Here is a 23,747-nt window from a genome sequence, read left to right as displayed (position 1 = left end):
AGCTTAAAATGATTAAAGATAGTATAAAATAAGGTCTTTTGTGACAAAAACCTCCGTAAAACGGTAAATATAAAACATTTTTGTAATATTTCTACATAAAACCGTTAAACAACGGTAACATTTAAAAGGTATCATAGATATATCCAATGGAAGGAGAATTTTTAGATATGTCATTAACAACTAAAAAAATTAAAACAACTATCGCAGGAGTAGCAACTTTGCTTGCTTTCTTTGCTCCATCACTTGCATCTGCCCAAGAAACTGTAACTTACACAGTTAAATCAGGTGATACTCTTTCAGAAATCGCTGAGAAGTACAACACAACTGTTGAAAAATTGGCAGCGAAAAACAACATCAAAGATATTCACCTTATCTATGTTGACCAAGTTTTGGTTATCGAAGGAACAGCTTCTACTGTAGCTCCAGCAGCAACAACGGAAGAAACAGCTCCAGTAGCTACAGAAACAGTTGAAGAAGCTCCAGCAGCAACAACAACTTATGAAGCCCCAGCTGCACCTGCAACTCCAGCAGCTTCAGCAGCAGAAAGCAACACTGCAGCAGCTTCTACTGTAAGTGGTTCTGAAGCAGAAGCCAAAGAATGGATCGCTCAAAAAGAATCAGGTGGTAGCTACACTGCTACAAACGGACGTTACATCGGACGTTACCAATTGACAGATTCATACTTGAACGGTGACTACTCAGCTGAAAACCAAGAACGTGTAGCAGATGCCTACGTTGCAGGACGTTACGGTTCATGGACAGCTGCCAAGAACTTCTGGCTTAACAACGGTTGGTATTAAGAATACAAGAGTCCTTTAGGGCTCTTTTTTTTGTTTCTCTATAACAAAAAGCGTAAGGATCTTCTCAGTAATGTTCTGTTTGTATAATTTTGACGAAATTCTTCAAATTGTTTTAAAACTCAAATAGTATAAATAAGCTTACTATGTGTAAAAATATATCATATAATAAGCTTTTTCTTGATTTAAATGAAATAAAATACAGTTTTTCCTTGACAAACAAGAATGAGAAGAGTATTATTTATACAATAATAAAGTATAAAAATAAAAGGAGGCTCTTCTATGAATAAAGTGAAGAAGGTGTTGATGACGATGTTTGGTTTGCTTATGTTTCCCTTATTATTTGCTTGTAGTAACAATCAATCCCAAGGTGTTGAAGCCATTAAGGCTAAAGGAAAATTGGTGGTGGCCCTAAATCCAGAGTTTGCTCCATTCGAATACCAGAAATTGGTTGATGGGAAAAATCAGATTGTAGGTTCAGATGTTGAACTAGCCAAAGCCATCGCAAAAGAACTAGGTGTAGAAGTGGAGTTCTCTCCAATGAGTTTTGACAATGTACTGGCTAGTCTTGATTCAGGCAAGGCCGATCTTGCCATATCAGGTGTTTCTAAAACGGAAGAGAGAAGTCAAGTTTACGATTTTTCAATTCCCTACTACACTTCAAAAAATAAGGTTATCGTAAGAAAATCTGAATTAACGAATTACCAATCAGTCAAGGATTTGGCTCAGAAAAAGGTTGGAGCGCAGAAAGGTTCTATCCAGGAAACTTTAGCCAAAGAAACCTTGCAGAATTCTTCTCTCGTTTCACTTCCTAAAAATGGAAATTTGATAACAGATTTGAAATCAGGGCAACTGGATGCGGTTATCTTTGAGGAACCAGTGGCGAAAGGATTTGTAGAGAATAATTCAGACCTAGCCATCGCTGAGTTTGATTTTGACAATGACAAAGAAGATTCCTACGCTGTTGCGATGAAAAAAGACAGTAAAGAATTAAAAGAGGCGGTTGATAAAACCATCCAGAAGTTGAAGGATTCTGGGGAGTTGGACAAATTGATTGACGATGCTTTTAAAGCCTCTATCGAAAAATAGAAAGAAGGAAGAGAAATGAGTAAGGAAAAAGTCATTTTAGCCTATTCAGGTGGATTGGATACATCAGTTGCTATTACATGGTTAAAAAAAGACTATGATGTGATCGCTGTTTGTATGGATGTGGGTGAAGGAAAAGATTTGGAGTTCATCCATGATAAAGCTCTCAAGGTTGGGGCTGTTGAGTCTTATGTCATTGATGTTAAGGAAGAATTTGCTAATGACTATGTTTTAGTGGCCCTTCAGGCTCATGCCTACTACGAACAAAAGTACCCCTTGGTATCTGCTCTGAGTCGCCCTCTTATTTCAAAAAAACTCGTTGAAATAGCTCATCAGACGGGGGCAACCACAATTGCCCATGGTTGTACAGGTAAGGGAAACGACCAAGTTCGGTTTGAAGTCTCTATTGCAGCTTTGGATCCCAATCTAAAAGTAGTTGCGCCTGTTCGTGAGTGGAAATGGTCTCGTGAAGAAGAAATCCAATATGCCAAAGAAAATGGGGTCCCAGTTCCTGCTGACCTAGACAATCCTTACTCTGTCGATCAAAATCTATGGGGACGTGCAAATGAATGTGGTGTTTTGGAAAACCCTTGGAACCAAGCGCCAGAAGAAGCATTTGGAATCACATCTTCGCCAGAAGAGGCGCCAGACAGTCCAGAATTTATTGACATTGAGTTTAGCTACGGGGTGCCCATCTCCCTCAATGGTGAGAAGATGAAAGTGGCGGATTTGATTCAAAAGCTAAATGAAATTGCAGGCAAACACGGTGTCGGTCGTATTGATCATGTGGAAAATCGCCTAGTTGGTATTAAGTCAAGAGAGATTTATGAGTGCCCAGGCGCTGTGACTTTATTGGCAGCTCATAAGGAGATTGAGGACTTGACTCTTGTGAGAGAAGTGGCTCATTTCAAACCTATTATCGAAAATGAGTTGTCCAATCTCATCTATAATGCCTTGTGGTTTAGCCCAGCAACTCAGGCTTTGATTGCCTATATCAAGGAGACACAGAAAGTTGTCAATGGAACTGCAAAAGTTAAACTTTATAAGGGGAACGCCCAGGTAGTGGCGCGGAAATCTCCAAATTCTCTTTACGATGAAAATTTGGCGACTTATACCAGTGCGGATACCTTTGACCAAGATGCGGCTGTTGGATTTATCAAGCTTTGGGGGCTTCCGACTAAGGTTTATTCAGAAGTTCAGAAAAATGTTGAGTAGTGACGCGATAGAAAGGGACGACAGGATATGCCGAAAAATACAAAATTATGGGGTGGTCGATTTGAAGGCACTGTGGAAGATTGGGTAGAGCAGTTCGGTGCGAGTATTTCCTTTGATCACCAGCTGGCAAAATTTGATTTGATGGGCTCCTTAGCTCATGTTCAAATGCTAGGACAGACTGGCATTTTAAGCTTGGAAGAGGCGGAGCAGATCCAAGATGGTTTGAAAGCTTTGTTGCGAGATTTAGAGGCAGGAGAGCTTCATTTTGATATTGCAAATGAAGATATTCATATGAATATGGAAGTGTTGCTGACAGAGAAAATCGGTCCTCTTGCTGGGAAACTACACACGGCTCGTTCTCGGAATGACCAAGTCGCAACGGATATGCACTTATATCTAAAGGAGCAGCTTGGGCATGTTTTGGATAAGTTGGCGAATCTGAACAGTGTTTTGCTGGATTTGGCTGAAAAACATGTGGAAACCATCATGCCAGGCTATACTCATTTGCAGCACGCCCAACCGATTAGTTTTGCCCACCATCTCATGGCTTATTACAATATGTTCCAAAGGGATAGCGAGCGCTTTGCATTTAACTTGAAACATACGGACCTATCTCCCCTGGGTGCGGCTGCCTTGGCGGGGACAACTTTTCCAATCAATCGTCAATTATCGAGTGATTTATTGGGCTTCCAACAACCCTATACCAATTCCTTGGACGCAGTGAGTGACCGTGATTTTATCTTGGAATTTCTATCAAATGCCAGCATTTTGATGATGCATATGAGCCGTTTTTGTGAGGAAATCATCAATTGGTGCAGTTTTGAGTATCAGTACATTAGCTTGTCTGATAGCTTTTCAACGGGTTCATCTATCATGCCCCAGAAGAAAAATCCTGATATGGCCGAATTGATTCGAGGGAAGACAGGAAGGGTTTACGGGCACTTACTTGGACTATTGACCGTCATGAAGTCTTTGCCTCTGGCCTATAATAAGGATTTGCAAGAGGACAAGGAAGGCATGTTTGATACAGTAGAAACGATTTTAAATTCTCTGGATGTGTTGGCAGGTATGCTATCGAGCATGCAGGTTAATAAGACCAAAATGCAGCAATCCACAGAGAATGATTTTTCGAATGCGACCGAACTGGCAGATTATTTGGCTGAGAAAGGACTCCCCTTTAGAGAAGCGCATGAAATAGTAGGGAAATTGGTTCTAGACTCTATCAAGCATAGTAAAAATATCCAAGATTGGGATTTGAAGGAGTTGCAAGCCTACCATCCCTTGATTGAAGAGGATATTTATATCTACTTGCGCCCAGAAACCGCTGTTCAGAGACGGAATTCCTTAGGAGGAACCGGCTTTGAGCAAGTGAAATACCAGATAGAACAGGCGAAGAAAGAACTTAAAGAGGAAAATTGATTCGTTTGCAAAGTAAGAAAGAGAGGTTGAGGTGATTTATCAGCCTCTTTCTTGTCTTCTCCAACCAAGCGTGTTATAATGAATACTGCTCAAGCGACCTTCAATCGTTAAAGCACACACGACCTTCAATCGTGAACTAGTCATTTCGTTTATCTTTTATTACGTCGTTAACTCGCAATGAGATGCAAGCTGAGCTTGTCTGATTTATAACCTCAATCAGTCTCCCAGACTGATTGAGCGAACTCAAGTTATGTCCGCGACTCGTTGCCTATCATATTTTCATTTTAAGATGATAGGCTAAAATGGTCTCCCAGACCATTTTACTCCTAAAAGCAAACGAAATAACTATACTCAAATAAATTCTATTGAAAGTCATAGTAAATAGAATTTTGAGGGGTATAAATAAACGAATAGATGGGAGACTTACCATGAGTGATAACTCTAAGACACGTGTTGTCGTAGGGATGAGTGGTGGTGTTGATTCGTCGGTGACGGCTCTCTTGCTCAAGGAGCAGGGCTACGATGTGATCGGTATCTTCATGAAGAACTGGGATGACACAGATGAAAACGGCGTCTGTACGGCGACCGAAGATTACAAGGATGTGGCTGCGGTGGCAGACCAGATCGGCATTCCTTACTACTCTGTCAATTTTGAAAAAGAGTACTGGGACCGCGTTTTTGAGTATTTCCTAGCGGAATACCGTGCAGGGCGCACGCCAAATCCAGATGTTATGTGCAATAAGGAGATCAAGTTCAAGGCCTTTTTGGACTATGCTATGACCTTGGGTGCAGACTATGTAGCGACTGGGCATTATGCTCGAGTGGCGCGTGATGAGGATGGCATCGTTCACATGCTTCGTGGCGTGGACAATGGCAAGGACCAGACCTATTTCCTCAGTCAACTTTCGCAGGAACAACTCCAAAAAACCATGTTCCCATTGGGACATTTGGAAAAGCCTGAAGTTCGCAGACTCGCAGAAGAAGCAGGCCTTGCGACTGCCAAGAAGAAAGATTCGACAGGGATTTGCTTTATCGGAGAAAAGAACTTTAAAAACTTTCTCAGCAACTACCTGCCAGCCCAGCCTGGTCGCATGATGACTGTGGATGGTCGCGATATGGGTGAACATGCTGGTCTGATGTATTATACGATTGGTCAGCGTGGCGGACTCGGTATCGGTGGCCAACACGGCGGTGATAATGCGCCTTGGTTCGTTGTCGGAAAAGACCTGAGCAAGAATATCCTCTATGTCGGACAAGGCTTCTACCATGATTCGCTCATGTCAACAAGCCTAGAAGCCAGTCAAGTCCACTTTACTCGTGACATGCCTGAAGAGTTTACGCTAGAATGTACGGCTAAATTCCGCTACCGTCAGCCTGATTCTAAGGTGACCGTCCATGTCAAAGGAGACAAGGCAGAGGTCATCTTTGCGGAGCCACAGCGCGCAATCACACCAGGACAGGCAGTTGTCTTTTACGATGGCGAAGAGTGTCTCGGCGGTGGTTTGATTGACAATGCCTACCGCGATGGACAAGTTTGTCAGTACATTTAGATTGACAAATTTTCTCAATTTGCTACAATAATAAAAGCAATAGAAATGATGGTCAAAGCTCATGGATGTTGCAGGCTTTTTTGTCCTGCACTTCTTACGAGTTTTGACTGTTTTTGTGTCGTTTAAAGGAAAGGATAAAAATGACTCAACAAGACTTTCGGACAAAAGTGGAAAATACTGTTTTTGGTGTTCGAGCGACAGCCTTGATTCTCCAAAATGGCAAGCTCCTAGTTACCAAAGATAAGGGTAAGTATTACACTATTGGCGGTGCGATTCAAGTCAATGAAAGCACGGAAGGCGCGGTAGTCCGTGAAGTGAGGGAAGAACTGGGTGTCAAAGCTCAAGCTAAGCAGCTAGCTTTCGTGGTTGAAAATCGTTTTGAACAGGACGGTGTTTCCTATCACAACATCGAGTTTCATTACCTGGTGAATTTGCTTGAAGAAGCTCCATTGACCATGCAGGAAGATGAGAAAAGGCAGCCTTGTGAGTGGATTGACTTGGATGAACTCCAGAATATCCAGCTAGTTCCAGCCTTTTTAAAAATAGCCCTACCAGATTGGGACGGCCAACTAAGACACATTCATCTTGAGGAATAGGAGAGAAAATGACTTATAATTTTACGGAAGAATACGATATTATTGTAATCGGTGCGGGGCACGCTGGGGTGGAGGCATCTCTAGCTGCTAGCCGTATGGGCTGCAAGGTATTGCTTGCGACCATCAACATTGAAATGCTGGCTTTCATGCCTTGTAATCCTTCTATCGGTGGCTCTGCCAAGGGGATTGTCGTGCGTGAAGTGGATGCCCTTGGTGGTGAAATGGCTAAAACCATTGACAAGACCTACATCCAGATGAAGATGCTCAACACTGGGAAAGGTCCAGCTGTCCGTGCCCTTCGTGCGCAGGCTGACAAGGAGCTTTACTCTAAGGAAATGCGCAAAACAGTTGAAAATCAAGAGAATCTGACCCTTCGTCAAACCATGATTGATGAGATTTTGGTGGAAGATGGCAAGGTTGTCGGTGTTCGTACAGCGACCCATCAAGAGTATGCTGCCAAGGCTGTTATCGTGACGACAGGGACTGCACTCCGTGGGGAAATTATCATCGGAGACCTTAAGTACTCGTCTGGCCCTAACCACAGTCTAGCTTCGATTAACCTTGCTGATAACCTTAAGGAATTAGGCCTCGAAATTGGTCGTTTCAAGACAGGAACACCTCCACGTGTCAAGGCTTCTTCTATCAATTACGATGTTACAGAGATTCAGCCAGGAGACGAGGCGCCAAATCACTTCTCTTATACTTCGCGTGATGAGGATTATGTCAAAGACCAGGTGCCATGCTGGTTGACCTATACCAACGGCACCAGCCATGAGATTATCCAAAACAACCTCCATCGTGCGCCTATGTTTACAGGTGTAGTTAAGGGTGTGGGACCTCGTTACTGTCCGTCGATTGAGGACAAGATTGTTCGCTTTGCGGACAAGGAACGTCACCAACTCTTCCTTGAGCCAGAAGGGCGCAATACAGAGGAAGTCTATGTCCAGGGTCTTTCAACCAGTCTACCTGAGGATGTCCAACGTGATTTGGTTCATTCCATCAAAGGTTTGGAAAATGCTGAAATGATGCGTACTGGTTATGCCATTGAGTACGACATGGTCTTGCCACACCAGTTGCGTGCTACTCTGGAAACCAAGAAAATTTCAGGTCTTTTTACTGCTGGTCAGACAAATGGAACGTCAGGTTACGAAGAAGCTGCTGGCCAAGGGATTATCGCTGGTATCAATGCGGCTCTAAAAATCCAAGGCAAGCCAGAGTTGATTTTGAAGCGAAGCGACGGTTATATCGGGGTCATGATTGATGACTTGGTGACCAAGGGAACTATTGAACCCTATCGTCTCTTGACCAGTCGTGCTGAATACCGTCTCATCCTCCGTCATGACAATGCCGATATGCGTTTGACAGAGATGGGGCGCGAGATTGGCCTCGTTGATGATGAACGCTGGGCTCGTTTTGAAATCAAGAAAAATCAATTTGACAATGAAATGAAGCGTTTAGACAGCATCAAACTCAAGCCGGTCAAGGAAACCAATGCCAAGGTTGAGGAGATGGGCTTCAAGCCGTTGACAGATGCGGTTACAGCCAAGGAATTCCTTCGTCGTCCAGAAGTTTCTTACCAGGATGTGGTGGCCTTCATCGGACCAGCTGCTGAGGACTTGGATGACAAGATTATCGAATTGATTGAAACAGAAATCAAGTACGAGGGATATATTTCCAAAGCCATGGATCAGGTTGCCAAGATGAAACGCATGGAAGAAAAACGCATTCCAGCCAATATCGACTGGGATGACATTGACTCGATTGCGACAGAAGCTCGCCAAAAGTTCAAACTCATCAATCCAGAAACCATCGGCCAAGCCAGCCGTATTTCGGGAGTAAATCCAGCAGATATTTCTATTTTGATGGTGTACTTAGAAGGTAAAAATCGTAGTATTTCTAAAACTCTTCAAAAATCAAAATGATACGTCGTCGGCTTCTTACGAATGAGTTCAAAGCTTGGCTTTGATTCATCTCCAGCCTCCCATAGTTCCCCGAACTATGGGAGCTAACTCAAGTTATGCTTTCGCCTAGCCTTCTAGTCTGATTTCGATTTTTATTGAGTTTTATTCTCAAAAAAGCATAGAAAAAAACAGCTCCGAAGACGGGGCTGTTTTGTTGACTTGTACTCAATGAAAATCAAAGAGCAAACTAGAAAGTTAGCCGAAGGCTGTACTTGAGTACGACAAGGCGAAGCTGACGTGGTTTGAATTTGATTTTCAAAGAGTATTATTCTTCGTCTGGTGTGAGGATCATCGGGATGATAATCGGCTCACGTTCCGTATTTTCATAGAGGAAGGGACGAATGGCGTTGACAATGGCACCATTGACAGATTGCACGCTAGCATCTTTGTTTTTCAATGCGATACGAATGGCATTGAAGAGGATCCGCTGGCTTTGGCGAATCAAGTCACCAGATTCTCTCATGTAGACAAAGCCTCGGCTGAGGATATCAGGACCAGACAAGATCATTTTAGACTTGAAGTCAACAGTTGCGACTGCCAGAACGACACCGTCTTCGGATAGATCACGACGGTCTTTGAGGACGGCTGCACCGATTTCGCCGATACGATTTCCATCGACATAGATGTCTTGGGCGTTGAAATGACCTGCGATACGAGCAGAGTTAGCAGTAAGGGCAAGCACATCACCATTGCTCATGATAAAGATATTGTCCTTCTCAACACCAGTATCCACCGCTAGTCCAGCATGGACTTTCTGCATACGGTATTCACCATGGACAGGCATGAAGTATTTTGGCTTGATCAAGCGGAGCATGAGTTTTTGCTCTTGCTGACCACCGTGTCCAGAGGTGTGGATATTGTTAATTTTACCGTGAATGACTTCGACGCCAGCTTCAGAAATGATATTAATCAGCTTGTTGACGCTAGTGGTATTTCCAGGGATTGGGCTAGAAGAGAAGATAACGGTATCGCCGGGTTGGAGTTGCACCTGACGGTGGGTTCCGTTGGCGATACGAGAGAGGGCTGCCATCGGCTCCCCTTGACTACCTGTACAGAGGATAAGAACCTCGCCCGCTGGGTAGTCTTTGATTTCATTTGGCTCGATAAAGGTTCCCTTAGGAGCTTTGATGTAGCCAAGCTCGATACCGTTGACAATGGCCTTTTCCATCGAACGTCCAAAGACCGCAATCTTGCGTCCAGTCTTAACAGCGGCATCCGTTGCCTGCTGGAGACGGAAAATATTTGAGGCAAAGGATGCAAAGATGATACGTCCTTCAATGCCTTGGATAATCTTCATAATGGACTGACCAACAACTTTTTCAGAGTTGGTAAAGGTTGGCACTTCTGCGTTTGTCGAGTCAGAGAGGAGACAGAGAACACCCTCTTCACCAAGAGCTGCCATCCGGTGCAAGTCTGCAGGTTCCCCAACTGGAGTGAAGTCAAACTTAAAGTCACCCGTACAGACGATTTTACCTTGAGGAGTATGAATGACAATCCCCAAAGGCTCTGGAATAGAGTGAGTGGTTCTAAAGAAAGTTGCCTTGAGATTTTTAAAGGTCAACTCAGTGTTGTGATTGATTTCGTAAAGTTTGGCGTTGCGCAAGAGCCCGTGTTCTTCGAGTTTCCCACGGATCAAAGCCAAGGCAAGCGGTCCAGCATAGATAGGGACATTTGCTTGCTTGAGCAGGAAAGGAATCCCACCGATGTGGTCCTCGTGTCCGTGTGTAATCAAAACGGCCTTGACGCGGTCGATATTGTCCACGATGTAAGAGTAGTCGGGAATAACATAGTCGATACCAAGCAAGTCATCTTCTGGGAATTTAATCCCAGCATCGACGATGATAATCTCGTCTTGGTATTCAATTCCGTATGTGTTTTTCCCGATTTCTCCCAGACCACCGATGGCAAAAACGCCGACTTCTTCAGGTTTAAGAGTGTAGGCCATATTAGAACTCCGTAATCTCGAAAGCGCCAGTTTCTTTTTCGTAATCTAGCAATTTGTCAGACAAGAGTTCGATATACTCGATGTTGTACTCTGGGCGGTTTTCTTCGACAAGTTGGCGAGCAGCGATACGGCCCTCAAGTTCTGAGCTAGCATCGATGTCTAGGTAGAGTGAGCGTGTTGTTTCACGGCGCGGACTGCGCTCTTTTGTTTCCTGATAAAAAACTTTGTAAATCATTACATTTCCTTTCATATTTTCATGATTAACCTGCAGAAAACAACAGCTGATTAGCTGTTTTCTTTTATTTAATTCTGAGTAGTGGATTAATCCTGATTCGTTACAATTATAATAATTATACCATAAAATAAGGGAATAGTAAAAGGTGGAGATAAGAAAATGTAAGAGTGATTTAGTCTAAAAGTATTCGGATTCCATATTCCTGAAATGCCTGTTCTGGATATTTTTAATCTTATGAGAGATAGCCGTGCTTGCGGTACCAATCTACCACGTCAGCTAAGCTTTCTTCGAGAGGGCGATGCTGTCCGCCTAGCTCGCTCTCGGTTTTGGCAAAGCTAAAATTACTTTTGAGATATTCTTCGGCCATGAGATGAGCGAGCTCATTGGTAACCAAAATTGGTTTTTTGGTGAGCCGGTGGTAGAGCTCACTTGCTTGGGCATAGATTTTGACGAAAAGAGGGGAGATCTTGCGCTTGGGGGCGGGAACGCCAGTGATTTTTTCCAGTATTTGGTACAATTCTGTCATGGTCACTTGCCGTCCAACTGCCAGATAGCGCTCCTTTGAGCGTCCGTATTTCATAGCGCGGAGATGAATATCTGCTACATCTCTAGCATCCACCATATTATAGCTAGCCTTTAAGATACCTGGAAGTTTTTGCTCTACAAAATTGATAATCAGCTGCCCACTGGAGGTCGGACCAAGGTCTCTAGGCCCCAACATTACACTCGGCAAGATAAAGCAACCGAAAACATCTGAATGCTTGTCCAAGAAATCACGAACGGCCTCTTCACTCAAAATCTTGCTGCGATAGTAATCAAAAGGAGTATCTTTTGAGCGAGACATGCTTTCATCAATTAGCTGATTGGCCTCACCTTCCAGTACGACACAGGAGGAAGTATGGACAAATTGGCGGATACCAGCCTCGTAAGCAGCTTCTAGGAGGTTATTTGCGCCTATAATATTAGTGTCGTAGAGCTCCTGCCAGTGCTTGCCGCCTTTATAATTATCGCGGAAAAAAGCAGCGGTATGAAAGAGGCTGTCGCAGCCTGCTAAATAGTCACGATAGCTTTCGGGCTCTAAAATATCCCCCTTGACAATCTGGATAGGCAGGTCGGCAAATTGTTTGCGCGCTTTTTCCTCGGAGCGAACGAGAGCGGTCACTTGAATGTTTTCTTTTAGCAGAGCACGCACGAGATTATTTCCTAAAAGACCGGTCGCACCAGTCACAAAAGCGTGGGTCATTGTTCTAGCTGGTTTTTGATTTGTAGGGTTTGGGGTCATCCGTTTTTCCTCCTTTTGCAAATAGATGACATATCATCTATTTAGGATTTTATATTTTTTAACTAAAATTGTCAACAATTTACCTAATCTAGTGTAAAATAGTATAGAAGTGATTTTTGAAAGGAGAGCAGCGTGGTAGCAGAAGGAATTCGATTTGGTTATTTGTTTAGAAGTGCAGAGAGCTTAGCGACGAGAGAATATGGGAAGTTGCTAGAGCCTTTGGGAATTACGCCCAATCAAAGCGAGGTCTTGCTCGTTTTGGGCGAACATGCTCCGCTGTCTCTCAAGGGCTTGGGGGAATCCCTGATTTGTGAGGAAAAAAGCCCTAGTCGCTTGGTGCAGGCTTTGATTAAAAAAGGCTTGGTCAAGAAAGAAATTTCTAGCAAGGACAAGCGCAGTTCTCGCTTGAGCTTGACTGCTGCTGGAGCGGATTTGCTGCCCAAGATTGCTGAGCAAGAAGCGATTTTTGGAAAACACTTGGCGCAGCAAGTGCCTAATTTGGAGGCTTTTAGCCAGATTTTAGAGGAATTTTTGGTAGATAGTTTCTACGAAGACAAATTAAAACGCCGCTCACTTTGGCGGCAAGAGGAAAAATAGAGGATAAGCATGAAGATTGCAGCTTTTGATACGTCAAGTAAGGCGCTGACGCTCGCGATTTTAGAGGACGAGACCTTGCTGGCGCAGATGACTTTAAATATAAAGAAAAACCACAGCATTACCCTGATGCCGGCTATTGATTTTCTGACGAATAGTCTGGACATGAAGCCGACGGATTTGGATCGTATCGTAGTTGCTCAGGGACCAGGTAGCTACACAGGTTTGCGAATTGCGGTAGCAACTGCTAAGACCTTGGCTCACACTCTGAACATCGAGTTGGTTGGTGTGTCTAGTTTGCTGGCTTTAGTCCCAGAGCAGGCGGAAGGCTTGGTCATTCCTATCATGGATGCCCGCCGCAATAATGTTTATGCTGGCTTTTACCAGTCTGGTCATGTTGTACGGCCAGAGGCTCATCTGCCTTTGGCAGAGGTTTTGGAAATAGCTGGCGCTACTAACCAACCAGTCACCTTTGTCGGAGAGACAGCGGTTTTTGCGGAGCAGATTGGAGCTGCTCTTCCTCAGGCTGCCATTCAGCCAAGCTTGCCAGATGCGGCAGCTATTGGTCGTCTCGGTCTAGACCTGCCTGCCCAGTCCATTCATGACTTTGTTCCTAACTATCTCAAGCGGGTAGAAGCCGAGGAAAATTGGCTCAAGAATCACAAGGAATCCAGTGATTCTTACATTCAGCGCCTATGATTAAGTTGAGAAAATGGAGCGACAGCTCGGATGTGGACGTGGCAGTTCTAGCAGAAGAGCTGGAACAGCTCTTACTTGCAGTCTATGAGGTCAGCCCTTGGACAGCGGACCAAGTGGCAGAGGTTCTGCGTTCGGATGTGAACAGTTGTGCACTAGCAGAAGATGAAAGTCGACTTGTCGGCTTCTTAGTATGGCAGGAAACAGACTTTGAAGCGGAAGTCCTGCAGATTGCCATATTGCCTAGCTATCAGGGGCAGAAAATCGCGACAGCCTTGTTTGACTTTTTGCCTGCCGACAAAGAAATTTTCCTCGAAGTGAGGGAGTCGAACAGGCCAGCTCTGCTATTTTACAAAAAAGAAAAATTTGAAGAAATCGCGCGGCGGAAGGCCTACTACCATGCGCCGATAGAAGATGCGATTGTCATGAAAAGAGAGATCCATGAAAGATAGATATATTTTAGCTTTTGAGACATCTTGCGATGAGACCAGTGTGGCGGTTCTGAAGAATGAGACTGAGCTTTTGAGTAATGTCATTGCGAGTCAAATTGAGAGTCACAAACGTTTTGGGGGTGTAGTGCCAGAAGTGGCCAGTCGTCACCATGTCGAGGTTATTACAGCCTGTATTGAGGAGGCGCTAGCAGAAGCAGGGATTACCGAAGAGGACATAACAGCTGTGGCGGTTACCTATGGACCGGGCTTGGTTGGAGCTCTGCTAGTTGGTTTGTCAGCTGCCAAGGCCTTTGCTTGGGCGCATGGCTTGCCACTTATCCCCGTCAACCACATGGCTGGGCACCTCATGGCAGCTCAGAGTGTGGAGACTTTGGAGTTTCCTCTCCTAGCACTCTTGGTCAGCGGAGGACACACGGAGTTGGTCTATGTGTCAGAGGCTGGCGATTACAAGATTGTTGGGGAGACACGAGACGATGCAGTTGGGGAGGCTTATGACAAGGTCGGTCGTGTCATGGGCTTGACTTATCCAGCAGGTCGTGAGATTGACGAGTTGGCCCATCAAGGTCAGGATGTTTATGACTTCCCTCGTGCCATGATCAAGGAAGACAATCTGGAGTTCTCATTCTCAGGTTTGAAATCTGCCTTTATCAATCTTCACCACAATGCTGAGCAAAAGGGAGAAAGCTTGTCTACAGAGGATTTGTGTGCTTCCTTCCAAGCAGCTGTCATGGATATTCTCATGGTAAAAACCAAGAAAGCTTTAGAAAAATACCCTGTAAAAACCCTAGTTGTCGCAGGTGGTGTAGCAGCTAATAAAGGTCTTAGAGAACGCTTGGCAGCCGAAATCACAGATGTCAAGGTCATCATTCCACCCCTGCGTCTCTGCGGAGACAATGCAGGCATGATTGCCTATGCCAGCGTCAGCGAGTGGAACAAAGAAAACTTTGCAGACTTGGACCTCAATGCCAAACCAAGTCTTGCCTTTGATACCATGGAATAAAGAGTCAGCTTGAAGCTGGCTTTTTTGCCCTCCTTAAATGTCAGAATATTTTGACAAAACTGTAGAAATGGTGATATAATATGTAAAAATTAGGAGGTGGTCAGATGATTGGGAGAATGGAATTGGGAGAATTTTACAAGGAATTGCGCCTGGCGAGAAAACTCAAGCAGTCAGATGTGGCTTGTGATGGACTGACAGCATCCCAGCTATCCAACTTCGAACTGGAACAGATTTCGTGTTATGCTGCCTTTATTTCATAGTATAGGAGAAAATAAAATGAAAAAGATAATCTCACGCTATTACTTGTTTGTAACGATTCTACTTGTCATTGCTGACCAGTTCTTCATTCGTCTGCTCTTACACAGCGACCTTGCTGCGGGCCTATCTGATTTTGCCTATTATTTGTCAGATATGTTGTTGAATTTTCTTGTGGTTCTGCTTGCTTTTATTGTTATGGTTTGGTCAGGGAAATGGCAGAAAATCAACAGTAGAAAATTTAAAGGTTCTTATCTTTTCTATTCCTTTTTAGCACTTCTTGCTTTCGTTATTTGGAATTTCGTAACATTTTATCTTTTCCCACCTACCAAAAATGAAATTTCTTATCAACTCTCCATTCCGACTTTTACAGGGGCTACAGCATTTTTGATGTATTTTTTCTATCCTGTAATTGCAGGTCCCATTTTTGAAGAGATAATTTATCGTGGGTTGGTGATGACCGCTCTGGAAAAAGGGAAGAAATGGGGACTGGATGTGCTCGGTTCGGCTGCTTTGTTTGGAATCTTGCACATTAGTAGTCACGGTTGGGTTTTGACAGACTTTTTCTCATATATGGGTGGTGGTCTCATATTTGCAGTCTTATTTAGAGTGACCAAGTCCATTTATTGGCCTATTGGACTGCATATAGTCAATAATGCCATTGCTCAAATTCTCCCCTTGTTGTTTTAGAGGTTTTCAATAATCCTAATTAGCAAAAGAGAACACTAGCTGTGACATAGAAATTCCCGAGTCAGTTCTAATAGAGTCAGTTTGTAGTGCTGGACCAAGACCTTACGGTGCTTTTGATTGGACGAAAGGACTTTGGGAAGGTTTGGCTGAAAGAAGACGCAGATAAAACTTAAAAGGATCAACTATGAAAAGGAAAGAAACGAAATTTTATTTAGGGACAATTTTGGTGCTCGTGTCCTATTACTCGATTTTTAATCTTGTAGCAAAATTAGACTCAGTGAACCAGTTATCCGATTTTGGATTTTATGGGATTCAAATTTTATTTATAGTAATTGAGGGAATTGCTGCTACTGCACTTCTTGTAAAGAGTCAACGTTGGAAAGAGTACGGTCGATTCCAGTTCCGTTGGTCGTATCTGGGTATCTTCTTTCTTTTCTTTCTATTGATGTTTTTGTGGGTAAATATAACGACTCATATCTTTCCCAGCACGCAAAATGGGAGTGCAATTGTGAAAGAAGCAGCTAATTTGACAGGAATTAGTTACTTTGTAACGCGCATTCTCTATGGCAGTCTCATTGCTCCGATAGTTGAAGAATTGGTCTTTCGTGGTCTTCTGATGACAGCTCTAGCTAAATTTAAAACATACTATGTTGATGTCATCGTTTCCTCCACTCTCTTTAGTCTCATCCATATTTTACAACATGGATGGGTGTTAACAGATTTTATCGTGTACGCAGGAGTAGGTTTGCTATTTGGTATACTATTTCGCTATAGTCGTTCTATCTATTGGCCTATGGCCTTACATATCTTGTGGAATAGTTTCTTAATCATTGTCAGTTTACTGGTGTTTGGGTATTAGGTTTAGCAGAATTTTTAACATCGTATAAATAAGACTGGCTTCCCAGTCTTTTTCTTATTATGGCGGTTTGTCACTTACCCTTCACAGCATCCGACTCTATCAAAGTTTGTCAATCATAGAGTTTTTTAGTATAGTAGAAATATGAAATTTACAAAAATAATCAGTGGTTTGCTTGCTCTTGGAGTGATAATCTTATTTATAAAATCTTACCAAAATTTTAAAAATTTGGAATTTCCTAGTACGCAGTTAGTCCTATTTAAATCGCTTTCGTTTTATATGTCTGTAGAATCTTTTGAAAATACATTTATAGCAGCTGACAAAGTCGTGGAAGAGGAGGAAATGGCCTATCGCGATACTTGGCGTGCAGAAGATCCGTATTTTTATAAAACAGGGCGTCTTTTCTACTACTACGAAAATATGAGATGGGAAGGCTATACTATCCGCGCAGATTTTACATTTTCAAAATGGCATACCTTGGAAAAAGCGAGGGCTTCTTTTCCTGTTGCTTCAAAAATGGAACAGAAAGAACTACTTGGCAAATTATCGCAGGCTATAAAAACAGAAATTGAATCTTTACCAGACTATCAGTCTATGACAGTTGAAATGGTAGGACTAGATCAAGATTCTTATCAATATAAAGTCAAATTACAAGGGCAAACGGAGGATCTCTGGGTCGAGGTTTATTCGACAGAACTTGGATATCATGAAAAGCCTGAAGATAAGGAGTATGGGGTTGGGATTAGTCAATATCGGAGGCATGCATCGTAGTCCTTTCCTTCTATACCATAGAATAAAGAGTCAGTTAATTGTTGACTCTTTTATCTTGGACAAATCCTAACCTTTTTTAGTATAGTAGAAAGATGAAATTTACAAAAATAATCAGTAGTCTGCTTGCTCTTGGAGCTTTACTCATGCTTTTATCAGCTTGCCAGAATATCAAAAAGACACAACTGGTCTTGTTTGAATCCCTTTCTTTCGGTATGCCTGTTAAATCTTTTGAAGAAGTATTGGGAGAGGCTAGCGAGGTGGAGGAAGAAGAGGAAATGGCCTATCGTGATACTTGGCGTGCAGAAGAGCCGTATTTCTATAAAACAGGCCGCCTTTTCTATCACTATGAGCAGATTACTTTGAAAGGCTATCCAGGCCGAGTAACCTTTACATTTTCAAAGTCGCATTACTTGGAAACAGTAGCGGCTTATTTTCCCGTTGCCTCAAAAGCTGAGCAGCAAGCATTGCTCGATAACTTATCCCAGACTGTAAAAAAAGAACTTGAAGCTCTTCCAGATTACCAGTCTATGACCACTGATCCGGTAGGACTATACGATGACGGTTATCGCTACAAGGTCAAGTTGAAGGGACAACAGTGGGAACTCTGGGTCGATGTCTATCCGACAGAAGATGAATATGCTGAAAAAACTGAAGCCAACAAGTATATGATTCGAGTGGATCAATTTCTCATGTATCCATGACACTTCCTCTTCAGCACTTTTTGCTGGCAATAGATTTCGAATCCGAAACTTTTTTCTCTTCTTTGAATATGTTATAATAGTCCGTGCTGTGGCTGTGATGATGAACAGCCTCAATTGGAGAAAATATGAGGAGAAGGATGAAAGAAAAAGGATTTTGGGAAGGTGTTCAGGCGGCCATGCCGACTGCCCTTGGCTATGTCAGCATTGGTTTAGCTTGTGGGATTATTGGTGCGCCTTATGTGACACCTGTTGAGATGGGCTTGATGAGCCTCTTTGTTTATGCCGGGAGTGCCCAGTTTGCCATGTTGGCACTGATTGCGGTACAAGCGCCTGTGGCAGCCGTTGCTATGACAGTTTTTTTGATCAACTTGCGACTCTTTTTGCTGAGCTTGCATGCATCGACCTATTTCCGTCATACTAGTCTCTGGCAAAATATCGGCATGTCCAGTCTCCTGACAGATGAGACCTATGGGGTTTTGATGGGCGAATTAGCCCATACAGACAAGGTTCATCCCATGTGGATGCACGGGAACAATCTCAATAGTTATGTAGCCTGGTTTATTGGGACAGTGGCGGGGACAGCTTTAGGTGGCCTTCTTCCAAATCCTGAGGTCTTTGGATTGGACTTTGCCCTTGTTGGGATGTTTATCGGGATTTTTACTTCACAATTTCAGATTATGCAAAGACGGGTTCCTGTACGGAATCTGCTGCGGATCCTAGCAGTTGTTGCGGTGTCCTTCGTTTTGCTCTTGACAGTGGTGTCTCAGTCGCTAGCTGTTTTGTTTGCGACCTTGCTAGGTTGTACCATGGGGGTGGTCTTAGATGGTCAGTAAGTATATTTTAATGGCAATCGTCTTTTCTGGATTAGTGACTTGGATTCCCCGTATGATTCCCTTCATCTTGGTTAAGTACAAGGGGTTGCCAGCTATCGTTGAGCGGTTTTTGAAGTTCTTGCCTGTTTCCATTATCTTTGCCTTGATCCTTTCAAGCGTAGTGACTGGCAAGGTTGGCAGCCTTCCTCAAATCAAATGGCTGGACTTTTTAGCAGTCTTTCCAACGGCTTGGGTAGCCTTTCGCTACCGCAATCTAGTGGGTACAGTTCTTTTTGGAGTGGTCTTGATTGCAGTCTTGCGCCTGGTCTTTTAGTCAGTCATAAAAAAAACCTATCACCGAGATAGATATCATATAATGGCAAAAAAAGATATTTTCTGTTAAGATAGTAAAGTATTCTATTTTGGAGGAAATGACATGAAAAAAATCGTCAAATATTCATCTTTTGCTGCTCTAGGACTTGTTGCCGCAGGTGTACTAGCAGCTTGCTCAGGTGGAGATAAGAAAGATACTGCAACTAGCGAAGCAGCATCTGGTAAGAAAGAAATTATCGTTGCAACCAATGCTTCACCAAAACCATTTAACTACGAAGAAAATGGCGAGTTGACTGGTTATGAGATTGAAGTAGTCCGTGCTATCTTTAAAGACTCTGACAAATACGATGTCAAGTTTGAAAAGACAGAGTGGTCAGGTGTCTTTGCAGGCCTTGATAGCGATCGCTACCAAATGGCTGTGAACAATATCAGCTATACCAAAGAACGTGCTGAAAAGTACCTTTATGCAGCACCAACTGCTAAAAACCCTAACGTTCTCGTTGTGAAGAAAGATGACGACAGCATCAAGTCACTTGATGATATCGGAGGCAAGTCTACTGAGGTTGTTCAAGGGACAACATCAGCTAAACAGTTAGAAGATTATAACAAACAACACGCAGACAATCCAACGGTTCTTAACTATACCAAGGCTGATTTCCAACAAATCATGTCACGTTTGAGCGATGGTCAGTTTGACTACAAGATCTTTGATAAAATCGGTGTAGAGACAGTTATCAAAAACCAAGGTTTGGACAACTTGAAAGTCATTGAACTTCCAAGCGACCAACAACCTTACGTTTACCCACTTCTTGCTAAAGGTCAAGATGAGTTGAAATCATTTGTAGACAAACGTATCCAAGAACTCTACAAAGACGGAACTCTTGAAAAATTGTCTAAACAGTTCTTCGGGGACACTTATCTCCCAGCAGAAGCTGATATTAAATAATCGTATGAAATCATCCAGTCTGAGAAAGGCGGATGATTTCTCAATGTTTGGGTATATAGTTTCAAACTATATGTCTGCCTATCTAATAACAATTTGCTAAATCAAATAAAGTATGAGATACTGTTACGGTATTATTTTTAAAGGAGAAAGAATCATGAAAATTAAAAAATGGCTCGGTGTAGCAGCGCTTGCTACAGTCGCAGGTTTGACTCTTGCCGCTTGCGGAAATTCAGAAAAGAAAGCAGATAACGAAACAGTTGTCAAAATTGCAACAGTTAACCGTAGCGGTTCTGAAGAAGCACGTTGGGATAAAATCCAAGAATTGGTTGAAAAAGATGGAATTAAATTGGAATTCACAGAGTTCACAGACTATTCACAACCAAACAAGGCAACTGCTGATGGCGAAGTAGACTTGAACGCTTTCCAACACTACAACTTCTTGAACAACTGGAACAAAGAAAACGGGAAAGATCTTGTAGCGATTGCAGATACGTACATCTCACCAATCCGCCTTTACTCAGGTAAAAATGGGGAAGAAAACAAGTACACCAAAGTGGAAGAAATCCCAGATAACGGTGAAATTGCCGTACCAAACGATGCAACAAACGAAAGCCGTGCGCTTTACTTGCTTCAATCAGCTGGTTTGATCAAATTGGATGTTTCTGGAACTGCACTTGCAACAGTTGCTAACATCACAGAAAATCCAAAGAACTTGAAGATTACTGAATTGGACGCTAGCCAAACAGCTCGTTCATTGTCATCAGTTGATGCTGCCGTTGTAAACAATACCTTCGTTACAGAAGCAAAATTGGACTACAAGAAAGCACTCTTCAAAGAACAAGCTGATGAAAACTCAAAACAATGGTACAACATCATCGTTGCGAAAAAAGATTGGGAATCATCACCTAAGGCTGATGCCATCAAGAAAATTATCGCAGCTTACCACACTGATGAAGTGAAAAAAGTTATCGAAGAAACATCAGACGGTTTGGACCAACCAGTTTGGTAATAAGACACAGGGAGGTGGGAGAGAGTTTCCACCTCTTGCTTTTGTATAGAGAGTTGATTTTAAAGAGGCACTTGTGGTCGTTCCAAGGACGCAAGTACGTAGTAGAAAGAGAGAGAAAATGGTTTTTCCTAGCGAACAAGAGCAGATTGAAAAATTTGAGAAGGATCATGTGGCCCAACATTATTTTGAAGTCTTGCGCACCTTGATTTCCAAGAAATCAGTCTTTGCCCAGCAGGTTGGACTCAAGGAAGTCGCAAACTATCTAGGTGAGATTTTCAAGCGTGTAGGGGCTGAAGTGGAGATTGATGAGAGCTACACGGCTCCCTTTGTCATGGCGCATTTCAAGAGTTCGCGTCCGGATGCCAAGGCCTTGATCTTCTATAATCACTATGACACCGTTCCAGCGGATGGCGACCAGGTGTGGACAGAGGATCCTTTTACCCTTTCTGTGCGAAATGGTTTTATGTATGGGCGTGGGGTTGACGACGACAAAGGCCACATCACAGCTCGTTTGAGTGCTTTGAGAAAGTATATGCAGCACCATGATGACCTGCCTGTCAATATCAGCTTTATCATGGAGGGAGCAGAGGAGTCTGCTTCCATGGATCTAGATAAGTATTTAGAGAAACACGCAGACAAACTTCGTGGAGCGGACTTGCTAGTCTGGGAACAAGGAACCAAGAACGCCTTGGAACAGCTGGAAATCTCTGGCGGAAACAAGGGAATCGTGACCTTTGATGCTAAGGTGAAGAGTGCGGATGTGGATATCCACTCGAGTTATGGTGGTGTCGTGGAGTCAGCACCGTGGTATCTTATCCAGGCCTTAAGTAGCCTACGTGCAGCAGATGGACGTATCTTAGTAGAAGGCTTGTACGAGGATGTTCAAGAGCCAAATGAACGAGAACTAGCCTTGGTAGATACCTATGCCCAACGCAATCCTGAGGAAATTAGTCGCATTTATGGTTTGGAATTGCCTCTCTTACAAGAGGATCGTGCAGCCTTTCTAAAACGTTTCTTTTTCGAGCCAGCACTTAATATCGAAGGGATTCAGTCAGGTTATCAAGGGCAAGGGGTTAAAACGATTTTGCCAGCAGAAGCCAGTGCTAAGTTAGAGGTTCGTTTGGTTCCTGGCCTAGAACCACATGATGTTCTGGAAAAAATTCGGAAACAGCTAGACAAAAATGGCTTTGATAAGGTAGAATTATACTATACCTTGGGAGAGATGAGCTATCGAAGCGATATGAGCGCGCCAGCCATTCTCAACGTAATCGAGTTGGCCAAGAAATTCTATCCGCAGGGCGTATCGGTCTTACCGACAACAGCGGGGACAGGACCTATGCATACGGTCTTTGATGCCCTAGAGGTACCAATGGTGGCCTTCGGTCTAGGAAATGCCAATAGCCGAGACCATGGTGGAGATGAAAACGTGCGAATCGCCGATTACTACACCCATATTGAATTAGTAGAGGAGCTGATTAGAAGCTATGAGTAGAGATATTATCAAGTTAGATCAGATTGATGTGACTTTTCACCAAAAGAAGAGAACCATCACAGCGGTCAAGGATGTGACCATTCACATCCAAGAAGGGGATATCTATGGTATCGTTGGATATTCTGGAGCAGGAAAATCCACTTTAGTTCGAGTGATTAACCTCTTGCAAAAGCCATCTGCTGGGAAAATTACCATTGATGACGATGTGATTTTTGATGGCAAGGTGACCTTGACGGCAGAGCAGTTGCGTCGCAAACGTCAAGATATCGGGATGATTTTCCAGCATTTTAACCTCATGAGTCAAAAGACAGCAGAGGAAAATGTAGCCTTTGCCCTTAAACACTCTGGACTCAGCAAGGAAGAAAAGAAAGCTAAAGTGGCTAAGTTGTTAGACTTGGTTGGTTTGGCAGATCGTGCTGAAAACTATCCTTCACAACTGTCAGGAGGGCAAAAACAGCGTGTGGCCATTGCGCGTGCCTTAGCAAATGATCCGAAAATTTTGATTTCAGACGAGTCAACATCTGCCCTCGACCCTAAGACAACCAAGCAAATTCTGGCCTTGTTGCAAGATTTGAACCAAAAATTAGGCTTGACCGTTGTCTTGATTACACACGAAATGCAGATTGTCAAAGACATTGCCAACCGTGTGGCAGTCATGCAGGATGGGCATTTGATTGAAGAGGGTAGTGTCCTTGAAATCTTCTCAGACCCTAAACAACCTTTGACCCAAGACTTCATCTCTACTGCAACAGGTATTGACGAAGCCATGGTTAAGATTGAGAAGCAAGAAATCGTAGAACATTTATCTGAGAACAGTATTTTAGTGCAGCTCAAGTATGCAGGGGCTTCGACAGACGAACCACTTTTGAATGAATTGTACAAACATTACCAAGTAACGGCTAATATCCTTTATGGAAATATCGAAATTCTCGATGGCACTCCCGTCGGAGAATTGGTTGTGGTCTTGTCAGGTGAAAAAGCAGCATTAGCAGGTGCTCAAGAAGCTATTCGTCAAGCAGGCGTACAGCTAAAAGTATTGAAGGGAGGACAGTAA

At 43.2% G+C, this 23,747-nt stretch carries 24 protein-coding genes and 1 pseudogene; 22 read left to right on the top strand and 3 right to left on the bottom strand.

The features are described from left to right. Positions 1-167: 167 nt before the first annotated feature. The 7 genes from apf (at position 168) to mnmG (ending at position 8,585) form a co-directional block, all read left to right on the top strand. The gene (gene apf, locus HMPREF1115_RS04490; protein WP_000060323.1) at positions 168-800 is read left to right on the top strand and encodes an aggregation-promoting factor; all 633 of its coding nucleotides are present in this window, start codon (positions 168-170) and stop codon (positions 798-800) included. 279 nt (positions 801-1,079) lie between these two features. Continuing rightward, positions 1,080-1,886 (top strand): ABC transporter substrate-binding protein, encoded by an 807-nt coding sequence (locus HMPREF1115_RS04485; protein ID WP_001045246.1) that lies wholly within the window; start codon positions 1,080-1,082, stop codon positions 1,884-1,886. Between the two features lie 15 nt (positions 1,887-1,901). After that, on the top strand, positions 1,902-3,098 hold the full coding sequence (locus tag HMPREF1115_RS04480) for an argininosuccinate synthase (protein WP_000031911.1): 1,197 nt from the start codon (positions 1,902-1,904) through the stop codon (positions 3,096-3,098). A 27-nt stretch (positions 3,099-3,125) separates the two neighbouring features. Continuing rightward, positions 3,126-4,517, top strand: coding sequence for an argininosuccinate lyase (argH, locus tag HMPREF1115_RS04475; protein ID WP_001125687.1), 1,392 nt, complete (start codon positions 3,126-3,128; stop codon positions 4,515-4,517). Positions 4,518-4,945: 428 nt separating this feature from the next. Further along, positions 4,946-6,067, top strand: coding sequence for a tRNA 2-thiouridine(34) synthase MnmA (gene mnmA / locus HMPREF1115_RS04470; protein WP_001282944.1), 1,122 nt, complete (start codon positions 4,946-4,948; stop codon positions 6,065-6,067). A gap of 140 nt (positions 6,068-6,207) precedes the next feature. Next, complete coding sequence (locus tag HMPREF1115_RS04465) at positions 6,208-6,663, top strand: NUDIX hydrolase (RefSeq protein ID WP_000193640.1); 456 nt, start codon at positions 6,208-6,210, stop codon at positions 6,661-6,663. Between the two features lie 8 nt (positions 6,664-6,671). After that, positions 6,672-8,585, top strand: coding sequence for a tRNA uridine-5-carboxymethylaminomethyl(34) synthesis enzyme MnmG (gene mnmG / locus HMPREF1115_RS04460; protein ID WP_000221904.1), 1,914 nt, complete (start codon positions 6,672-6,674; stop codon positions 8,583-8,585). Between the two features lie 304 nt (positions 8,586-8,889). Here mnmG and rnjA read toward each other — a convergent pair whose 3' ends face one another. From rnjA to HMPREF1115_RS04445, 3 genes are all read right to left on the bottom strand, one after another. Then, complete coding sequence (gene rnjA, locus HMPREF1115_RS04455) at positions 8,890-10,569, bottom strand: ribonuclease J1 (RefSeq protein ID WP_000331970.1); 1,680 nt, start codon at positions 10,567-10,569, stop codon at positions 8,890-8,892. A 1-nt stretch (position 10,570) separates the two neighbouring features. Continuing rightward, entirely contained in the window at positions 10,571-10,804 is a 234-nt protein-coding gene (locus HMPREF1115_RS04450) for a DNA-dependent RNA polymerase subunit epsilon (RefSeq protein WP_000639587.1), read from the bottom strand. Between the two features lie 232 nt (positions 10,805-11,036). Then, positions 11,037-12,086 (bottom strand): SDR family oxidoreductase, encoded by a 1,050-nt coding sequence (locus tag HMPREF1115_RS04445; RefSeq protein WP_000188661.1) that lies wholly within the window; start codon positions 12,084-12,086, stop codon positions 11,037-11,039. A 132-nt stretch (positions 12,087-12,218) separates the two neighbouring features. On the opposite strand from HMPREF1115_RS04445, the gene HMPREF1115_RS04440 reads away from it, so the two are divergent. The 15 genes and pseudogenes from HMPREF1115_RS04440 to HMPREF1115_RS04375 all read left to right on the top strand — a co-directional run bounded on the left by HMPREF1115_RS04440 (position 12,219) and on the right by HMPREF1115_RS04375 (position 23,747). Further along, on the top strand, positions 12,219-12,683 hold the full coding sequence (locus tag HMPREF1115_RS04440) for a MarR family winged helix-turn-helix transcriptional regulator (RefSeq protein ID WP_000225125.1): 465 nt from the start codon (positions 12,219-12,221) through the stop codon (positions 12,681-12,683). A gap of 9 nt (positions 12,684-12,692) precedes the next feature. Then, the gene (gene tsaB, locus HMPREF1115_RS04435; protein ID WP_000683867.1) at positions 12,693-13,379 is read left to right on the top strand and encodes a tRNA (adenosine(37)-N6)-threonylcarbamoyltransferase complex dimerization subunit type 1 TsaB; all 687 of its coding nucleotides are present in this window, start codon (positions 12,693-12,695) and stop codon (positions 13,377-13,379) included. Further along, positions 13,376-13,828, top strand: coding sequence for a ribosomal protein S18-alanine N-acetyltransferase (gene rimI / locus HMPREF1115_RS04430; RefSeq protein ID WP_000593857.1), 453 nt, complete (start codon positions 13,376-13,378; stop codon positions 13,826-13,828). Before tsaB ends, rimI begins: the two co-directional genes overlap by 4 nt. Then, positions 13,818-14,828 carry a tRNA (adenosine(37)-N6)-threonylcarbamoyltransferase complex transferase subunit TsaD gene (gene tsaD / locus HMPREF1115_RS04425; RefSeq protein WP_000655083.1) on the top strand — a complete coding sequence of 337 codons (1,011 nt, stop codon included), beginning with the start codon at positions 13,818-13,820 and terminating at the stop codon, positions 14,826-14,828. Before rimI ends, tsaD begins: the two co-directional genes overlap by 11 nt. A gap of 104 nt (positions 14,829-14,932) precedes the next feature. Further along, positions 14,933-15,058: pseudogene (locus HMPREF1115_RS11795) on the top strand (XRE family transcriptional regulator); the annotation flags it as partial. A gap of 46 nt (positions 15,059-15,104) precedes the next feature. Further along, positions 15,105-15,773, top strand: a complete 669-nt coding sequence (locus tag HMPREF1115_RS04420) for a CPBP family intramembrane glutamic endopeptidase (RefSeq protein WP_000720901.1) — start codon at positions 15,105-15,107, stop codon at positions 15,771-15,773. A 184-nt stretch (positions 15,774-15,957) separates the two neighbouring features. Further along, positions 15,958-16,632, top strand: a complete 675-nt coding sequence (locus HMPREF1115_RS04415) for a CPBP family intramembrane glutamic endopeptidase (RefSeq protein ID WP_000823101.1) — start codon at positions 15,958-15,960, stop codon at positions 16,630-16,632. A 141-nt stretch (positions 16,633-16,773) separates the two neighbouring features. Continuing rightward, complete coding sequence (locus tag HMPREF1115_RS04410) at positions 16,774-17,400, top strand: hypothetical protein (protein ID WP_000673204.1); 627 nt, start codon at positions 16,774-16,776, stop codon at positions 17,398-17,400. Positions 17,401-17,492: 92 nt separating this feature from the next. Beyond that, positions 17,493-18,101 carry a hypothetical protein gene (locus tag HMPREF1115_RS04405; RefSeq protein WP_002882032.1) on the top strand — a complete coding sequence of 203 codons (609 nt, stop codon included), beginning with the start codon at positions 17,493-17,495 and terminating at the stop codon, positions 18,099-18,101. Positions 18,102-18,238: 137 nt separating this feature from the next. Further along, positions 18,239-18,934: an AzlC family ABC transporter permease gene (locus HMPREF1115_RS04400; RefSeq protein ID WP_000659758.1), complete on the top strand. Its 696-nt coding sequence runs from the start codon at positions 18,239-18,241 to the stop codon at positions 18,932-18,934. Further along, on the top strand, positions 18,924-19,247 hold the full coding sequence (locus tag HMPREF1115_RS04395) for an AzlD domain-containing protein (protein WP_000253912.1): 324 nt from the start codon (positions 18,924-18,926) through the stop codon (positions 19,245-19,247). The genes HMPREF1115_RS04400 and HMPREF1115_RS04395 overlap by 11 nt, the downstream gene beginning before the upstream one ends. A gap of 102 nt (positions 19,248-19,349) precedes the next feature. Further along, the gene (locus HMPREF1115_RS04390; RefSeq protein ID WP_000724926.1) at positions 19,350-20,192 is read left to right on the top strand and encodes an amino acid ABC transporter substrate-binding protein; all 843 of its coding nucleotides are present in this window, start codon (positions 19,350-19,352) and stop codon (positions 20,190-20,192) included. Positions 20,193-20,346: 154 nt separating this feature from the next. After that, entirely contained in the window at positions 20,347-21,201 is an 855-nt protein-coding gene (locus HMPREF1115_RS04385; RefSeq protein ID WP_000694533.1) for a MetQ/NlpA family ABC transporter substrate-binding protein, read from the top strand. A 118-nt stretch (positions 21,202-21,319) separates the two neighbouring features. Then, positions 21,320-22,693 carry a M20 family metallopeptidase gene (locus HMPREF1115_RS04380; protein WP_000231772.1) on the top strand — a complete coding sequence of 458 codons (1,374 nt, stop codon included), beginning with the start codon at positions 21,320-21,322 and terminating at the stop codon, positions 22,691-22,693. Continuing rightward, the gene (locus tag HMPREF1115_RS04375) at positions 22,686-23,747 is read left to right on the top strand and encodes a methionine ABC transporter ATP-binding protein (RefSeq protein ID WP_000085662.1); all 1,062 of its coding nucleotides are present in this window, start codon (positions 22,686-22,688) and stop codon (positions 23,745-23,747) included. Before HMPREF1115_RS04380 ends, HMPREF1115_RS04375 begins: the two co-directional genes overlap by 8 nt.

The organism is Streptococcus oralis SK610, from assembly GCF_000257455.1.
In the GTDB taxonomy this organism is placed as follows: Bacteria; Bacillota; Bacilli; order Lactobacillales; family Streptococcaceae; genus Streptococcus; species Streptococcus oralis_CB.
This window is presented reverse-complemented; position numbering and strand designations above follow the sequence as displayed.

Coding starts and splice junctions, on each gene's coding strand:
- mnmG (WP_000221904.1), top strand. CDS start 6,672: ATGACTTATAATTTTACGGAAGAATACGATATTATTGTAATCGGTGCG.
- HMPREF1115_RS04405 (WP_002882032.1), top strand. CDS start 17,493: ATGAAATTTACAAAAATAATCAGTAGTCTGCTTGCTCTTGGAGCTTTA.
- mnmA (WP_001282944.1), top strand. CDS start 4,946: ATGAGTGATAACTCTAAGACACGTGTTGTCGTAGGGATGAGTGGTGGT.
- HMPREF1115_RS04450 (WP_000639587.1), bottom strand. CDS start 10,804: ATGATTTACAAAGTTTTTTATCAGGAAACAAAAGAGCGCAGTCCGCGC.
- HMPREF1115_RS04480 (WP_000031911.1), top strand. CDS start 1,902: ATGAGTAAGGAAAAAGTCATTTTAGCCTATTCAGGTGGATTGGATACA.
- HMPREF1115_RS04415 (WP_000823101.1), top strand. CDS start 15,958: ATGAAAAGGAAAGAAACGAAATTTTATTTAGGGACAATTTTGGTGCTC.
- rnjA (WP_000331970.1), bottom strand. CDS start 10,569: ATGGCCTACACTCTTAAACCTGAAGAAGTCGGCGTTTTTGCCATCGGT.
- HMPREF1115_RS04400 (WP_000659758.1), top strand. CDS start 18,239: ATGAAAGAAAAAGGATTTTGGGAAGGTGTTCAGGCGGCCATGCCGACT.
- HMPREF1115_RS04445 (WP_000188661.1), bottom strand. CDS start 12,086: ATGACCCCAAACCCTACAAATCAAAAACCAGCTAGAACAATGACCCAC.
- HMPREF1115_RS04385 (WP_000694533.1), top strand. CDS start 20,347: ATGAAAATTAAAAAATGGCTCGGTGTAGCAGCGCTTGCTACAGTCGCA.
- HMPREF1115_RS04485 (WP_001045246.1), top strand. CDS start 1,080: ATGAATAAAGTGAAGAAGGTGTTGATGACGATGTTTGGTTTGCTTATG.
- HMPREF1115_RS04420 (WP_000720901.1), top strand. CDS start 15,105: ATGAAAAAGATAATCTCACGCTATTACTTGTTTGTAACGATTCTACTT.
- argH (WP_001125687.1), top strand. CDS start 3,126: ATGCCGAAAAATACAAAATTATGGGGTGGTCGATTTGAAGGCACTGTG.
- HMPREF1115_RS04390 (WP_000724926.1), top strand. CDS start 19,350: ATGAAAAAAATCGTCAAATATTCATCTTTTGCTGCTCTAGGACTTGTT.
- HMPREF1115_RS04380 (WP_000231772.1), top strand. CDS start 21,320: ATGGTTTTTCCTAGCGAACAAGAGCAGATTGAAAAATTTGAGAAGGAT.
- rimI (WP_000593857.1), top strand. CDS start 13,376: ATGATTAAGTTGAGAAAATGGAGCGACAGCTCGGATGTGGACGTGGCA.
- apf (WP_000060323.1), top strand. CDS start 168: ATGTCATTAACAACTAAAAAAATTAAAACAACTATCGCAGGAGTAGCA.
- HMPREF1115_RS04410 (WP_000673204.1), top strand. CDS start 16,774: ATGAAATTTACAAAAATAATCAGTGGTTTGCTTGCTCTTGGAGTGATA.
- HMPREF1115_RS04375 (WP_000085662.1), top strand. CDS start 22,686: ATGAGTAGAGATATTATCAAGTTAGATCAGATTGATGTGACTTTTCAC.
- tsaD (WP_000655083.1), top strand. CDS start 13,818: ATGAAAGATAGATATATTTTAGCTTTTGAGACATCTTGCGATGAGACC.
- tsaB (WP_000683867.1), top strand. CDS start 12,693: ATGAAGATTGCAGCTTTTGATACGTCAAGTAAGGCGCTGACGCTCGCG.
- HMPREF1115_RS04465 (WP_000193640.1), top strand. CDS start 6,208: ATGACTCAACAAGACTTTCGGACAAAAGTGGAAAATACTGTTTTTGGT.
- HMPREF1115_RS04395 (WP_000253912.1), top strand. CDS start 18,924: ATGGTCAGTAAGTATATTTTAATGGCAATCGTCTTTTCTGGATTAGTG.